Raw genomic sequence first — 14510 nt, 5'->3', positions numbered from 1 at the left:
AAGAAAAGCTAGAATACCCGGATTATTTCGAATTGATACCCCCGCTCAAGAGACCATACATGAGCCAGCATATTGAACTGACAGGCGAATTTCAGGATCACCAATTCGGGCAGCGACTCGACCAGGCTCTGGCCGAATTGTTTCCAGACTACTCCAGAACCCGCATCAAGGAGTGGATTTTACAGGACAGAGTGACCCTGGACGGTCAGGTTGCCAATACCCCGCGCGAGAAAGTGGTGGCCGGGCAGCAGGTACATGTAGATGTCGAGTTGGAAGATGACACCCGCTGGGATGCCCAGAACATCGACCTCAACATCGTCTATGAAGATGAACACATTCTGGTGATCGACAAGCCGGCCGGTCTGGTGGTCCACCCGGGCGCCGGCACGCCGGACGGCACCATACTGAACGCCCTGCTGCACCGCTACCCCGGCATCGCCGAGGTGCCCCGTGCCGGCATAGTGCACCGTCTGGATAAAGACACCACCGGCCTGATGGTGGTTGCCAAGACGATCCCGGCCCAGACCCATCTGGTGGAGGCGCTGCAGGCGCGTCAGATCACCCGTGAATACGAGGCCGTCGCCATAGGTCACATGACCGCAGGCGGCACTGTGGATGCCCCCATCGGTCGTCACCCGACCCAGCGTACCCACATGGCTGTGGTGCCCAATGGCCGTCCTTCCGTGACCCACTACCGGGTGCACGAGAAGTTCCGTGGCCACACCCGCCTGCGTCTGCGTCTGGAAACCGGTCGTACCCACCAGATCCGTGTCCACATGGCGCACATCAAGCATCCGCTGGTGGGGGATCCCGCTTACGGTGGCCGTCTGCGCCTGCTGCGCAATGCGACCCCTGAGCTGACCCTGGCCCTGCGCAACTTCAACCGCCAGGCGCTGCACGCCACCATGCTGAAGCTGGCTCACCCCATCACCGGCGAAGTCATGGAGTGGCACTCTGCCACGCCGCAAGACATGCTGGATCTGATGGAAGTGCTGCGTGCCGATACGCTCGCCAATCCGGACGATTTAGTCTGGAGCTGATGCGATAGGGCCTGCGTCGGTTTCTGCCGCCGTCCGGCCCGAAGAGATGACAAACGGGGTTCCCTTTCAGGAGCCCCGTTTCTATATCCGTGAATGGAAGGAGTCACAGATGAACTGGATTGAACCCGACTGGCCCGCTCCTGGCAATGTCAGGGCCCTGTCGACCACCCGGGATGGTGGCCTGAGCGAAGGGGTCTTCGCCGGTCTCAACCTGGGTGCCCATGTGGGGGACGAGCCGGCACGGGTCGAGGCCAACCGTGCCCGCCTGCAGCAGGCGGCGCAGATCCCCGGGCCCCTCAACTGGCTCAACCAGGTGCATGGCATCGCAGTCCATAGGGTCGGCAGCGACTATGAAAGGGCGCCGGATGCCGATGCGGCCTGCGCCCACGAGGCCGGGCAGGCCTGCATAGTGATGACGGCCGACTGTCTGCCGGTGCTGTTCTGCGATCGGGCCGGCACCGTGGTGGCTGCCGCTCATGCCGGCTGGCGTGGGCTGAAGGAGGGGGTACTGGAAGCCAGTATCGCCGCCATGGGCTGCGAGCCGGAGGAGATCCTGGCCTGGCTCGGCCCTGCCATCGGCCCTGCGGCCTTTGAAGTGGGGGGCGAGGTGCGCGAGGCCTTTATGGCGGAGCAGGACGAGGCGGCAGCCGCCTTCGTGCCTTCCAGCCATGAGGGCAAGTGGCTGGCGGATATCTACCAGCTGGCCCGGCTGCGCCTGGCCCGCGCCGGTGTGAATGCGGTCTATGGCGGTGAATACTGCACCTTCAGCAACGCTGAACGGTTCTACTCTTATCGCCGCGACGGCCAGACCGGCCGCATGGCTTCGATTATCTGGCTGGCTGAGTAAGTGTCTGGGGAAGTTCCCCCATGCAGCGAGCAGTTCTGCTGCCCATGTCGCCGCGACGGCCAGACCGGCCGCATGGCCTCCCTTGTCTGGCTGACGCCTTGACGAATCTCCCGCCCTGCATCTTGCAAGGGCGGGGATCCTGCCAGCGCCCCTCGTTGCAGAAAAAATAACCAGGCCCGCCCCTTGAAATAGCCCGTACGGGCCTCATCTTTCATCTCAGAAAGTTATGTTGTTTGCCGCGCAAGCGGCGTGTCTGTTTCAAAGGGGGAGTGCAATGCGCCTCGATCGCCTGACCAGCAAATTCCAAGTCGCTATTTCCGATGCCCAGTCTCTCGCACTGGGTCGTGACCACCAATTCATCGAACCCGTCCACCTGATGACAGCCCTGCTCAATCAGGACGGCGGCTCCATCCGCCCGCTACTGACCCTGACCGGGATGGACATCAATGCCCTGCGCTCCCGTCTCGGCGAGGAGCTTGACCGCCTGCCCAAGGTGAGCGGCGTCGAAGGGGATGTGCAACTTTCCAACGGCCTGGGTCGTCTGCTCAATGTCTGTGACAAGCTGGCCCAGCAGCGCAAGGATCAGTTCATCTCGTCCGAGCTGTTCGTGCTGGCGGCTCTCGACGAGAAGGGCAATCTGGGGGAGCTGCTGCGCGCCCAGGGGCTGACCAAGGAAAAACTCGAGCAGGCCATCGACAAGGTGCGTGGCGGCAAGAAGGTGGATGATGCCAACGCCGAGGAGAACCGCCAGGCGCTGGAGAAATACACCATAGACCTCACCGAGCGGGCCGAACTCGGCAAGCTCGACCCCGTCATCGGGCGGGATGAAGAGATCCGCCGCACCATCCAGGTGCTGCAGCGCCGTACCAAGAACAACCCCGTGCTGATCGGTGCCCCCGGCGTCGGCAAGACCGCCATCGTCGAGGGGCTGGCCCAGCGCATTATCAATGGCGAGGTGCCTGAGGGGCTCAAGAACAAGCGGGTGCTGTCGCTGGACATGGGGGCCCTGGTGGCCGGTGCCAAGTATCGCGGCGAGTTTGAAGAGCGGCTCAAAGCCGTGCTCAGCGATCTCGCCAAGGAGGAGGGCAGCGTCATCCTCTTCGTGGACGAGCTGCACACCATGGTCGGCGCCGGCAAGGGCGAGGGGGCCATGGACGCTGGCAACATGCTCAAACCCGCCCTGGCCCGTGGCGAGCTGCACTGCGTCGGTGCCACCACCCTCGACGAATATCGGCAGTATGTGGAGAAGGATGCCGCCCTGGAGCGCCGCTTCCAGAAGGTGCTGGTGGAGGAGCCCTCGGTGGAGGACACCATCGCCATCCTGCGTGGCCTGAAGGAGCGCTATGAGCTGCACCACCATGTGCAGATCACCGACCCGGCGATTGTGGCGGCGGCCCAGCTGTCCCACCGCTACATCGCGGATCGCCAGCTGCCTGACAAGGCCATCGACCTCATCGACGAGGCGGCGGCCAGCATACGGCTGCAGATCGACTCCAAGCCGGAATCCCTGGATCGCCTCGAGCGGCGCATCATCCAGCTCAAGCTGGAGCAGCAGGCGCTGATGAAGGAGGACGACGACGCCAGCCGCAAGCGGCTCGATCTGCTCAACCATGAGCTGACCGAGAAGGAGCGGGAATACAACGAGCTGGAAGAGGTGTGGAAGGCCGAGAAGGCCGCCCTTGCCGGTACCCAGCACATCAAGGCGGCGCTGGAGCAGGCCCGTCAGGATCTCGAGGTGGCCCGCCGGGCCGGGGATCTCGGTCGCATGTCCGAGCTGCAATATGGCCGCATCCCCGAGCTGGAGAAACAGCTGGATCTCGCCACCCAGGCGGAGATGCAGGAGACCAGCCTGCTGCGCAACCGGGTCACCGACGTGGAGATCGCAGACGTGCTGGCGCGCTGGACCGGTATTCCGGTGGCGCGGATGCTGGAAGGGGAGCGCGACAAGCTGCTGCGGATGGAAGATCAGCTGCACAGCCGGGTGATCGGCCAGGAAGAGGCGGTGGACGCCGTCTCCAACGCCATCCGCCGCTCCCGGGCCGGGCTCTCCGATCCGAACCGCCCCATCGGCTCCTTCCTGTTCCTGGGGCCCACCGGGGTGGGCAAGACAGAGCTGTGCAAGGCGCTGGCGGAGTTCCTGTTCGATACCCAGGACGCCATGGTGCGCATTGACATGTCCGAGTTCATGGAGAAACACAGCGTGGCCCGTCTGGTGGGGGCGCCTCCGGGATACGTGGGCTACGAGGAGGGGGGTTATCTCACCGAGGCGGTACGCCGTCGCCCCTACTCGGTGATCCTGCTGGACGAGGTGGAGAAGGCGCACCCGGACGTGTTCAACATACTGCTGCAGGTGCTGGACGATGGCCGCCTGACCGATGGTCAGGGCCGCACCGTCGATTTTCGCAACACCGTGGTGATCATGACCTCCAACCTCGGCTCGGATCTCATCCAGGAGCACTACGCCGAGAAGGACTACGAGGAGATGAAGTCCCTGCTGATGGAGCTGCTGACCCGCAGCTTCCGCCCGGAGTTCATCAACCGGATCGACGAGACTGTGGTGTTCCATCCGCTCGGCGAGGATCACATCAAGTCCATCGCCCGGATCCAGCTCAAGAGCCTGATGGGTCGTCTGGAGTCCCAGGGCTTCGAGGTGGAGGTGAGCGAGGAGCTGCTGACCAAGCTGGTCCACGCCGGTTTCGATCCCGTCTATGGGGCGCGTCCCCTCAAGCGGGCGATCCAGCAGAAGGTGGAAAACCCGCTGGCCCAGGCCCTGCTCAGCGGTCGGGTCATCCCCGGCAAGCGGCTGCTGCTGGGTGCCAACAGCAACGGGCTCACCATGACCCAGTGATGGGTTGTCGACTCAAAACGCAGGCCTTGTGCCTGCGTTTTGTTTTCAGGGGGATTGAGATGCTGAAGTTTTCCGTCTTGGTGGATGATGAGGTTCATCTGCCTGGTTGTCTGCCCGAGCGAGGGTTGGCGCTGCTGCTGGAGTGCGATGGCCTCAGGGTGTTGTTCGACAGTGGTCGGGGCCGGGCGCTGCGCCATAACGCCGCCGTGATGGGGGTCGATCTCGGCTCCCTCACCCACATCGTGCTGTCCCACGGTCATTACGACCATGTGGGCGGCATCGGCTCCCTGCCCGTCTACCCCGATCCCATCCCGCTGATCGCCTGCCCGGATGTGTTCAATGAGCGGGGCTACTTCCTGCCGTTGCTGCTCCGGCGCTACAACCTCTACCGCCTCTCGGGCGATCTGGATCCGCAACAACTGGCGGCGAGAGGGCTGCTCCCTCACTGCTCGGCCGAGCCGGTCTGGCTGTCCGAGCGGCTGTGTTCCTGGGATCCATACTGCGACGGGATCAGGCCAGACCCTCCTTGCTGGGTTACATGGTGCGAGGCGGGCGAGTGGAGAAGGATCTCATCAGCGACGACTCGGCGCTGGTCTACAAGATCGAGCAGGGCCTCATCGTCTTCATCGGCTGCGGTCATGCCGGGGTCGAGAACATAGTGCAGCGGGCCAGGGAGGTGTGTGCCGACGATAGAGTGCACGCCGTCATCGGCGGCCTGCACCTGAAATTTTCCGGCCCGCGGCGGGCGGCGGCGCTGGGGTCCTATCTGCAACGGGAAGGGGTCGGCAGCCTCTTTGCCTGCCACTGTACCGGCAAGCGGAAGGTGGGGCTGCCACGGCAAACCAACATAGGTGCGGGGTTCGCATATGTATTCCCGCCATAAAAAAACGGCAATCCGAGGATTGCCGGGAGGAATGTATTCGATGCGACCTTGCGTGGGTTGAGCGGGTCGCAGGGGCAAGCCCCGGTTTCGCAGAGGGGTATCCAGGATGCCCCTCTCCTTACAGCCTGTCCGGACTGCGCTCTTTCAGTCCGTACCGCCACACACCTTCAGCATCCGGCATGGGTTGCCGGATGCCATCAATCTGCTTACAGCATGCCTGGGATAGCGGCTTTCATCCCGGATGGCCAGACGCCGACCTGTATCTGCTGGTCTATGTGCTCCTCTGTGCCGACCCGGGATGACCCTATGCCCATGACCTGCTTACAGCATGCCCGGGACGGCAGCCTTCATCTCGGATGGCCAGACACCGACTTGCACCTGACCTATGTGCTCTTTTTGCAGCAACAGCATGGCCAGACGGGATTGGCCTATGCCGCCGCCTATGGTCTGCGGCATCCGTGCGGCCAGCAGGGCCTGGTGCCAGTCGTACTGCAGGCGATCCTCGTCGCCGGTGATGGCGAGCTGGCGGCGCAGGGCCTCGGCGTCCACCCGGATCCCCATGGAGGAGATCTCGAAGCTGTCTTCCAGCACCGGGTTCCACACCAGGATGTCGCCGTTCAGACCGGCCAGACCCAGTTCGCTCTCGCTGCTCCAGTCGTCATAGTCCGGGGCGCGCACGTCGTGGCGCTCGCCGTGGGAGAGGGCGCCGCCGATGCCGATCAGGAACACGGCACCCAGCTCCTTGGCGATGGCGCGCTCGCGCCCCTTGGCGTCGAGATCCGGGTAACGGGTCAGCAGCTCTTCGCTGTGCAGGAACTGGATCTCCGCCGGCAGGAAGGGGGTCAGCTCGTGCTCGGCGCAGACCGCGCGCTCTGTGGCCTTGATGGCGGCCCAGATGCCGCGCACCGTCTCCTGCAGATAGGCCAGATCCCGGCGCTCGCCCGGCATCACCTTCTCCCAGTCCCACTGATCGACGTAGACGGAGTGGATGGGGGTCAGCCTGTCCTCGTCCGGACGCAGCGCCTTCATGTGGGTGTAGATCCCTTCACCCGGGCCGAAGCCGAAGCGACCCAGAGTCTGGCGCTTCCATTTAGCCAGTGAATGAACCACTTCGTAGCTGTGCTCCGGCAGGGTTTTTACTTTGACCTGCACCGCATTCTCATGGCCAGAGAGGTTGTCCTGAGTGCCATCACCGACCCGGCTCAGAATGGGGGCTTGCACCTCCATCAGGCCCAGTTGCTGGGCGAGCTGGCGGGAGAACATCTCTTTGACGAAGCTGATCTGTTGTTGGCTGCGAATGTAGTGCTGTTTCATGGGAAATACCTGTTTCAAACCCGTTGGATGTGGCGATTCTTCAACAGATTGCGCACTAAATTCAATATTCGATAATAGAAATAGGCTTTACGTATTTTTTTGTTCAAAATGTCCGGGCTTTTACTGATATATCGTCAACGGGAGTGCAAAAAAGTGTCGGAAAATTATCGGATCGATAATCTCGATCAGGCCATCCTCACCGCCCTGATGGAGAATGCGCGTATCCCTTACGCCGAGCTTGCAAAACAACTGCTGGTCAGCCCGGGCACCATCCACGTGCGGGTGGAGAAGATGAAGCAGGCGGGGATCATCGAGGGGACCCGGGTACAGGTGAACCCCAAGAAGCTGGGTTACGACGTCTGTTGCTTTATCGGCATCAATCTGAAGAGTGCCAAGGATTACCCCTCGGCCCTGGCCAAGTTGCAGGCGCTGGACGAGGTGGTGGAGGCCTACTACACCACGGGCCACTACAGCATCTTCATGAAGGTGATGACCCGCTCCATCGACGAGTTGCAGACCGTGCTGATCCACAAGATCCAGACCATAGACGAGATCCAGTCCACCGAGACCCTGATCTCCCTGCAAAATCCCATTCTGAGAGACGTGAAGCCCTGACCGACTGGTCAGGGTGCGATATAGGGGATGCCGTACTTGTGGTAGAGGGCCTTGAGCCGGCCATCCTGTTTCATGTGCAGCAGTTCGGCGTCGTAGGCCGCCATCAGGGCCGGGGTGTCGGCATCGGCCCGGGAGCGGGTCCAGACATTGAAGTAGGGGCTGGTCTTGAGGGGTTTTGGAAGGTAGCCGAGCCTGCCCTCCAGCCCCTCTTCTTTTATCTGGGTGAAGGCGGTGACCAGGGACATGGGAACCAGATCGATGCGCCCGGCGATCAGCTTGCGCAGCTGCAGCTGATTGATGGGGATCTCCTGGAAGCGATAGGCCGGGTCGGCCATGGCCGCCGTGAGCGCGGGGGTGTAGGAGAAGTCCCTGGTGACACCGATACGCCAGGGCTTGAGATCGACCAGGCTATCGTAGTGGATCTTGTCCATGTCGGCCTTGCGCACGAAGAAGTGCCAGCTATGGAGCATATGGGCCTGCTTGGGATAGAGCAGATAGGCCTCCCGCTCCGGCTTGTAGGAGTGGCTCAGCAGCAGGTCATAGACGCCGCCCTCGGCGTTGCGGGTGAGTCTGGCACCGGAATCGAGCAGCTCTATCCTGATGGGGACCCGGAGGACGCCAAAGATGGTGGTGACCAGATCCACATCCAGCCCTCGTGGCTGCCCTTTCTCATCCAGCCACTTCAGGGGGGGCTCAAGAAGGCCGCCAATGACCAGCTCCCTGGCCGACAGCCAGCAGGGCAGCAGCAAGCAGAACACGAGCAAGATTCGCAAATCACATCTCCTGAACACTCGGGGCTGGTTTATGCGCAACGGGGTATAGTGACCAGCAGATACCTGACAAGAGACGACCCCGGATGGCAAACCCTGAAGTAGAAAGCGAACTGGATGGCATCGACAGGCTCTCTGTCTGTCTCTATCGTCTCGGTCTGAGTCTGACAGCTTTGCTGCTGTTGTGTCGAGGGGTTGGCTTGCTGGGGGGACCGGTGCCCCTGTCTCCCTCCGTCTGGCTGACCATGCTGGTGGTGGCCAGCGGCCTGTGTGGATTCTGCCTGCACATTTATGACAAGCGGGTCCGGTTTCTCCTGCAGGGGCTGGCCTGGGGCGGCGTGATGCTGGCCGCCTGCGGTGCCCCCGCCATCCTGGTGCTGGGGGCGGCCCTGGCCACCCTCAGTGGCCTGGCGTTCAAGGAACAGTTCTGCTTCGCCATCCCGGGCATCAGGCTCTTGCCTCTGTTGTTACCCCTGCTGTGGCTGCTGGAGTGGACCCGCTTCACCTGGGCCACGGCCCTGGTTGCTCTGGCGAGCGGCCTGCTGCTTGGCCTGCTCAGTCTGGCCAAGTGGCGCATGCCCCTGCATTTCGATATCGGCGATCGGGGACGCTATCAGCTCTAGGTGGCCTGGCACTGCTTCATCTGCGCGTTGAGGGCCTGCATCACCTGCCGACGGTTGATGATGCCGATCACCTTGCCCCCTTCCAGCACCGGATAGACCTTGGGCCTGGCCCCCGTCATCTGGCGGGCGAGATCCAGGATGCTGTCGTCCGGGCTGACGAACAGCGGGGTGCGGCTCATCAGATCCTCCACCCGGGTGCGGCTGTCGCAGTGATAGCTGCCGGTGAGCAGGCTGGGGATGCAGTCCTGCTCGGAGAGGAATCCGATCAGCCGTTTCTGGTCATCCAGCACCGGCAGGCCGCTCGCGTCAGCCTGATGGAGTCTGTCGAGGGCTTCGGCCAGGCCGAGTTGCGGGCTGAGGAAGTGGGTCGGGCGGCTCATGTGATTGCGGATCTGCAGCATCTGGGTGGCTCCAAAAGAGTTAAAGTGGTGTCACTATGTCCGCTGGACGGCGGACGGGGCCAATGGCTTGTGCCGTGGAGATTGATAGGCAGGGCCCCGGGTCGGCAAGCACTGACAAAAGGAGAGGTTATGCGTGCATTGGTAACGGGCTGTGGCCGTCGGCTGGGATTCTACCTGTGCGAACAGCTGGTGGCCGCAGGCTGGCAGGTGACGGGCAGCTATCGCAGCGAGCGGCCCGAGCTGGCCCGCTTGCGGGCCCTGGGGGTGGAGCTGGTGCAGGCGGATTTCGCCCTGGAAGGAGATGTGGCCCGCCTTGCCACGGCGCTGGGTGCCCATGACGATTTGGCATTGATCATCCACAACGCCTCGGCCTTTGAGCCGCAGGCCGGTGAGCCGGCGGCGCAGTTGGCGCAGTTCGAGCAGTTTTATCGGGTGCATATGGCGGCCCCTTTCCAGCTGAACCGGGCCCTGGCCCCCAAGCTGGCTGGCAATCCCAACGCCAGCATCATCCACATCACCGACATCTACATTCACGCACCGGCGCCCCAGTTCGCCGCCTATGTGGCCACCAAGGCGGGGGCCCATTCGCTGGCCATGAGCTTTGCCCGGGAGCTGGCACCCGAGGTGCGGGTCAACACCATAGAGCCTGGCCCCATTCTGTTCCTCGATGAACATGGGGACGCCTGGCGCCAGCAGGTGCTGGCCCGGACGCCGCTGGCGAGGGAGGGGGGGCTGGAACCCATCTGGCAGGCAGTCAGGCTCTTGATGGCAAACGACTATATGACGGGGGCCAGCATCCGGGTGGACGGTGGCCGGGCCCTCGCCGTCATCTAGATGTCATGGGAGGGCGATGGTGCGGGGGCTATGGTGGCCTGTCCGGGCCCTCGCCGCCCTGTGCCGGGCGCCTAGTGGGGCCGAATGGTCGCCTGATGGGCAGGCAGGTCCGGGTGCACGGCGGGCAGCTCCTGACGCTGCTCGGCGGGTTGGCTCAGGGCCACGGGCTGCTGGCCGAAGCTCTGCTGCGCAAACACCTTGCTGGTCTGCAGGCGCAGCGTCACCTTGTGGGCGCCGACCCGCCCCCCCTCATACATCTCGGCCAGCAGATCCCCGAGATAGGCATCCACCCCGACCCCGGCGAAGGCATCCCTCTCGTGGCTGGCCAGGATGTCGATGTCGAGGGGCCTGTCCGTCACCTTGCACAGGGGATTGCCGCGATCCCGCCCATGGGCCAGCTCCATGGTGATGAATTCGGCTTTCAGCTGGGCGGCGGAGAGCTCGCTCTGGACGACGAACAGGCAGTTGAGAAAGTCATGGCGCGACTGCATCCCCACCGGTTTGGTCTGGATCACCGAGCTCAGACGCAGCTGGCCGAAGCGGGCCAGCAGCTCTTCCACGGCCTGGCTGACGTGCTGGGCTGGGTCTAGGTTGGATCCAATGCTGCAGAGGTAAAACATGGTTGCCATTCCTTGGGTTGGGCTCGTCTGAAATATATACGCAGCTCACGGTTATCGGATTTACTATGAATTAACATGCCGTTATCTGTTGTGATCCAACTCTGATTGGCAGAAAGGAGGTTCATATGAGTGTGGAAATGAAGTGGGCGCTGTTGACCGCCTCAGGTGCCCTGGCAGTGATCCTGATAATCTGCCTGGCGTCCGTCGGTCTGGCGTGAACCCGGACCCCGAGTGCAATCAAACCGGCCCCCTGGCCGGTTTTGCTTTTTCATGGAGTGCGGATATGCTGGCCCACCCATGACGAATCGAGACAGCAGAAGATGACCAAGGTTCGGCCCCGTTCCCTGCTCCAGGTGGTATTGATGGGCTTCGTGCTGGTGCTGATGCCCCTGGGGGGCATGATCTGGCACGACAGCCAGGCACTCTCCCATCTGGGTCAGCTGACCAGCGACGAGATGGAGCGGGCGGTGCGGGATACCCGCCGGGCAACCCTGCTCACCACCCAGGCCATCGATCTGGAGCGCACCTTGCGCCGCTATGCGGTGCTGGGGGACGAACGCATCCTCGGCAGCTATCAGCAGCAGTTGGCCCGCTATCGCGAGCTGCTCGCCACCCATCGGCAGTCCATCCCGGATGCCGCCGCTTACACGGATCTCGAGGCCACCCTGGCCTGGCTGGATGGCTTGCTGGATCTGCGCAAGGCCAGAGAGGAGGCGACCAGCCCCAAGTTCACCCGGTTCAATGAGCTCAACCAGCAACTGGAAGTGGTCACCCGCAGCCAGGTCGATGAGCATGTGGTGGGCATGCGGGCGGCCATCGCCGAACTGAGGAAGGAGATCTGGTGGGTGAGCGGCTTCGTGGCGGGGCTCAGCCTGTTGCTGGTGCTGCTGTTTACCTACCTCATCATCCACCCCGTGCGTCAGATTGAGTCGCGGATCCTGAGCCTGGGAGCCGGTGTCGAGCCGGACAAGCGCCCGGTGGATGGCCCCGCCGAACTGGTGCTGCTGGGAGAGCGGATCGGCTGGCTGCACGACAAGCTCAAGGAGCTGGAACAGCAGAAGTACCAGTTCCTGCGCCACGTCTCCCATGAGCTGAAGACCCCCCTCGCCGTGCTGCGGGAGGGAGCGGATCTGCTCTCCGAACAGCTGGTGGGGCCGCTCAACGGGGATCAGCAGGAGATCTGCCAGATGCTGGAGGAGAACAGCCGCCGGCTGCAGACCCTGATCGAGCGCCTGCTGGATTTCAACCGCCTCAGCCAGCAGGAGGTGTTCAGCCTGACGGCGGTGCCGCTGGCCCCCCTGTTGTCAGAATTGTCTGCAGAATACCGGCTGGCACTGGAATCCAAACAAATCAGTGTACACTTGCCGCCCGAGCCCATCAGCCTGCAGGCCGAGCCCTATCGTCTGCGGCTCATCCTCGACAACCTGTTTTCCAACGCGGTCAGTTATGGCGCCAAGGGTGGCCAGATCTGGATCCGTGCCGGCCAGGATGCCAACGGCAGCTGGCTGGAGGTGGCCAACGAAGGGCCCGTCATCCCGCCAGACGAGCGGGAGCGGATCTTCGAGCCCTTCGAGCAGGGCAGCATAGTGCGCCAGGGGTTGTTGAAAGGATCCGGGATGGGCCTCTCCATTGCCCGCGAGTCGGCGATGAGTCTGGGGGGCGAGCTTAAATTAATTGAGGATAAACAGGCCGATGTCTGTTTCCGGCTGGATTTGAACGTGCGCCCAAGCTGACGGGCGCGGTGGACACCCCGCAGGTGCGGGCGGCACCTTGACACAGAATATGAGAGGAACGGGCAGGTGCCTGTTCTCCACCAGGATCTGAAGTGACATTCAAGATGAAACGATTCGTTGTACCCGTATTGATGATGAGCCTGCTCGCAGGCTGCTCCCTGCTGCCATCGCGCAGCCTGACAGAGCCCTCCGAGCAGGTCCTCGCCAAGCGGATGGAGTTCGCCAACAAAGAGATGCAGGTACGCCTGCAATACTCGGACTGGCTGCTGGCCAGCCGTCCCCAGCAGCGGGCGCAGGAGCGCGAGCGGCTGGCCGGTGCCACCGATCTCGAGAGCCGGGTCAGCCTTGCCATGGTCAACACCCATCCGTCCGAGTCGGTGGCGAGCCGCCGGGCCGGGCTGGACAAGCTCAAGGCCCTGCTGCCCGAACTCGGCCTGGATGCCCAGGCCTTCCTGCGCAGCTGGATAGCCCTCGGCGAGGAGCTGCTGGCCCGTGACAGTCGCCGCGACGATCAGAGCCAGGAGGTGCAGCGTCTGCGCCGCCAGATAGAGCAGCTCTCCGCCATCGACGAACAGCTCAACCAGCGCAAGCTCAATGGGGGCGCCCAGCCATGACGTGCCGAGGGCGTGCAAGGCAGGGAACAACAACAGGTCTTCAGGGTAAAGGGGTGAGAGCATGAGTCGCATTTTGCTGGTGGACGACGATGCCAGCCTGCTCAAGCTGATGAGCATGCGCCTGCGCAGTCAGGGTTACGAGGTGGATACCGCCGACAGCGCCGAGGGGGCGCTGGACAGGTTGCGTCAGCAGCGGGCCGATCTGGTGCTGAGCGACCTGCGGATGGGTGGCATGGACGGACTGGCGCTGTTCGAGCGGATCCAGTCCCAGTGGCTCGGCATGCCGGTCATCATCATGACCGCCCATGGCACCATCCCCGACGCCATCCAGGCGACCCGTTCCGGGGTGTTCAGCTTTCTCACCAAGCCCATCGACAAGGACGAGCTGCTGGTCACCATAGAGCACGCCCTGAGTCTGACCCGCCCGAAACAGCAGCACGAGTGGCAATCCCTCATCCAGACCCGCAACCCCCAGATGGAGCAGTTGCTGATCCAGGCGAGCAGCATCGCCGCCATGGAGGTGCCCGTGCTGATCCTGGGCCCTTCGGGCTCCGGAAAGGGGGTGATGACCCAGGCGCTGCATCAGGCAAGCCGTCGCCGTGACCAGCCGCTGCACACCATCAATTGTGCCGCGCTGCCCTGGCCTGTGCTGGACTTGCAGCTGTTTGGCGAGGATGGACAGTCCGGCCTGTTCGAGCAGGCCAAGGGGGCGACCCTCTTCCTCGACGAGATAGGGAATCTGTCTGAGTCGTTGCAGGCCAAGTTGCTCCAGGTGCTGGCGGAATATGGTCAGGGCACCCCCGAGGTGCGGGTCATCAGCTCCAGCCATCAGGATCTGGTCACCGCCATGGAGGAGGGGCGTTTTCGGGAGGATCTCTTCTACCGCCTCAACGTGGCCAACATCACGCTGCCACCCCTCAGCGCCCGCAGCGAGGATATCCCCCTGCTGGCGCGCCAGGCGCTGGACGACTATCGCAGTCGTCACGACAACTGCGCCGCCCTCGGCTTTTCGCCGGAGGCGCTGGCCCTGCTGGCGGCGGCGGCCTGGCCCGGCAACGTCCGTCAGCTCTATGGGGTGGTGGAGCAGCTCGCCAGCCTCTGCTGCAGCCCGGTGATCGGCGCCGCCATGGTGGAATCGGCCCTGAGCGGTGGCGTCGGCGGCATTCCCTCGTTCAACGAGGCCCGCGCCGAGTTCGAGAAGGAGTATCTGATCCGCCTGCTGCGCACCACGGAGGGGAATGTGACCCTGGCGGCCAATATGGCGGGAAGAAACCGCACCGATTTCTACAAGTTATTGAATCGGCACGGTATCGAGGCGGCAAACTTCAAATCGAAAGGATAAGCGAGGCGGGAGCGGCCGGTCGGCGA

General features: G+C 63.2%; 14 protein-coding genes and 1 pseudogene. 11 read left to right on the top strand and 4 right to left on the bottom strand.

Annotated elements, in window-relative coordinates; translation table 11 throughout:
• The first annotated feature begins 59 nt into the window (after window positions 1-59).
• From rluD to AC3WR3_RS13675, 4 genes and pseudogenes are all read left to right on the top strand, one after another.
• Window positions 60-1040, top strand: a complete 981-nt coding sequence (rluD, locus tag AC3WR3_RS13690; RefSeq protein WP_005324417.1) for a 23S rRNA pseudouridine(1911/1915/1917) synthase RluD — start codon at window positions 60-62, stop codon at window positions 1038-1040.
• Between the two features lie 109 nt (window positions 1041-1149).
• Window positions 1150-1887 carry a peptidoglycan editing factor PgeF gene (gene pgeF, locus AC3WR3_RS13685; protein WP_492292105.1) on the top strand — a complete coding sequence of 246 codons (738 nt, stop codon included), beginning with the start codon at window positions 1150-1152 and terminating at the stop codon, window positions 1885-1887.
• Window positions 1888-2161: 274 nt separating this feature from the next.
• Window positions 2162-4735: an ATP-dependent chaperone ClpB gene (gene clpB, locus AC3WR3_RS13680; protein ID WP_492292104.1), complete on the top strand. Its 2574-nt coding sequence runs from the start codon at window positions 2162-2164 to the stop codon at window positions 4733-4735.
• 59 nt (window positions 4736-4794) lie between these two features.
• Window positions 4795-5618: pseudogene (locus tag AC3WR3_RS13675) on the top strand (MBL fold metallo-hydrolase).
• Window positions 5619-5939: 321 nt separating this feature from the next.
• Here the strand turns inward: AC3WR3_RS13675 and asnA are convergent.
• Window positions 5940-6932, bottom strand: a complete 993-nt coding sequence (gene asnA / locus AC3WR3_RS13670; RefSeq protein WP_492292103.1) for an aspartate--ammonia ligase — start codon at window positions 6930-6932, stop codon at window positions 5940-5942.
• Window positions 6933-7085: 153 nt separating this feature from the next.
• Here asnA and asnC point away from each other — a divergent pair, with 153 nt between their 5' ends.
• Entirely contained in the window at window positions 7086-7547 is a 462-nt protein-coding gene (gene asnC, locus AC3WR3_RS13665) for a transcriptional regulator AsnC (RefSeq protein ID WP_139437917.1), read from the top strand.
• Window positions 7548-7555: 8 nt separating this feature from the next.
• Here the strand turns inward: asnC and AC3WR3_RS13660 are convergent, their stop codons facing one another.
• Complete coding sequence (locus AC3WR3_RS13660; RefSeq protein ID WP_492292168.1) at window positions 7556-8311, bottom strand: substrate-binding periplasmic protein; 756 nt, start codon at window positions 8309-8311, stop codon at window positions 7556-7558.
• A 92-nt stretch (window positions 8312-8403) separates the two neighbouring features.
• On the opposite strand from AC3WR3_RS13660, the gene AC3WR3_RS13655 reads away from it, so the two are divergent.
• Window positions 8404-8940 carry a DUF2301 domain-containing membrane protein gene (locus AC3WR3_RS13655; protein WP_492292102.1) on the top strand — a complete coding sequence of 179 codons (537 nt, stop codon included), beginning with the start codon at window positions 8404-8406 and terminating at the stop codon, window positions 8938-8940.
• Here the strand turns inward: AC3WR3_RS13655 and AC3WR3_RS13650 are convergent.
• The gene (locus AC3WR3_RS13650) at window positions 8937-9341 is read right to left on the bottom strand and encodes a CBS domain-containing protein (RefSeq protein ID WP_265435022.1); all 405 of its coding nucleotides are present in this window, start codon (window positions 9339-9341) and stop codon (window positions 8937-8939) included. The two genes, AC3WR3_RS13655 and AC3WR3_RS13650, sit on opposite strands and share 4 nt — an antisense overlap.
• A 129-nt stretch (window positions 9342-9470) precedes the next feature.
• Between AC3WR3_RS13650 and AC3WR3_RS13645 the strand changes: the two genes are divergently transcribed.
• Window positions 9471-10175, top strand: a complete 705-nt coding sequence (locus AC3WR3_RS13645) for an SDR family oxidoreductase (protein ID WP_492292101.1) — start codon at window positions 9471-9473, stop codon at window positions 10173-10175.
• Between the two features lie 71 nt (window positions 10176-10246).
• Here AC3WR3_RS13645 and AC3WR3_RS13640 read toward each other — a convergent pair whose 3' ends face one another.
• On the bottom strand, window positions 10247-10795 hold the full coding sequence (locus AC3WR3_RS13640; RefSeq protein WP_492292100.1) for a 2-amino-4-hydroxy-6-hydroxymethyldihydropteridine diphosphokinase: 549 nt from the start codon (window positions 10793-10795) through the stop codon (window positions 10247-10249).
• A gap of 125 nt (window positions 10796-10920) precedes the next feature.
• On the opposite strand from AC3WR3_RS13640, the gene cydH reads away from it, so the two are divergent.
• From cydH to AC3WR3_RS13620, 4 genes are all read left to right on the top strand, one after another.
• A complete protein-coding gene (gene cydH, locus AC3WR3_RS13635; protein WP_106885551.1) occupies window positions 10921-11013 on the top strand; it encodes a cytochrome bd-I oxidase subunit CydH in 93 nt (30 codons plus the stop codon).
• Window positions 11014-11115: 102 nt separating this feature from the next.
• The gene (locus AC3WR3_RS13630) at window positions 11116-12528 is read left to right on the top strand and encodes an ATP-binding protein (protein ID WP_492292099.1); all 1413 of its coding nucleotides are present in this window, start codon (window positions 11116-11118) and stop codon (window positions 12526-12528) included.
• 104 nt (window positions 12529-12632) lie between these two features.
• Window positions 12633-13142: a hypothetical protein gene (locus tag AC3WR3_RS13625; protein ID WP_247627517.1), complete on the top strand. Its 510-nt coding sequence runs from the start codon at window positions 12633-12635 to the stop codon at window positions 13140-13142.
• A 61-nt stretch (window positions 13143-13203) separates the two neighbouring features.
• Window positions 13204-14484, top strand: a complete 1281-nt coding sequence (locus AC3WR3_RS13620) for a sigma 54-interacting transcriptional regulator (RefSeq protein WP_139437902.1) — start codon at window positions 13204-13206, stop codon at window positions 14482-14484.
• Window positions 14485-14510 lie beyond the last annotated feature (26 nt).

The organism is Aeromonas sp. EU05-FHT14A05 (genome assembly GCF_058791175.1).
Note: the sequence above shows the minus strand (reverse complement) of the source record. Positions and strands in the feature narration are given on the sequence as shown.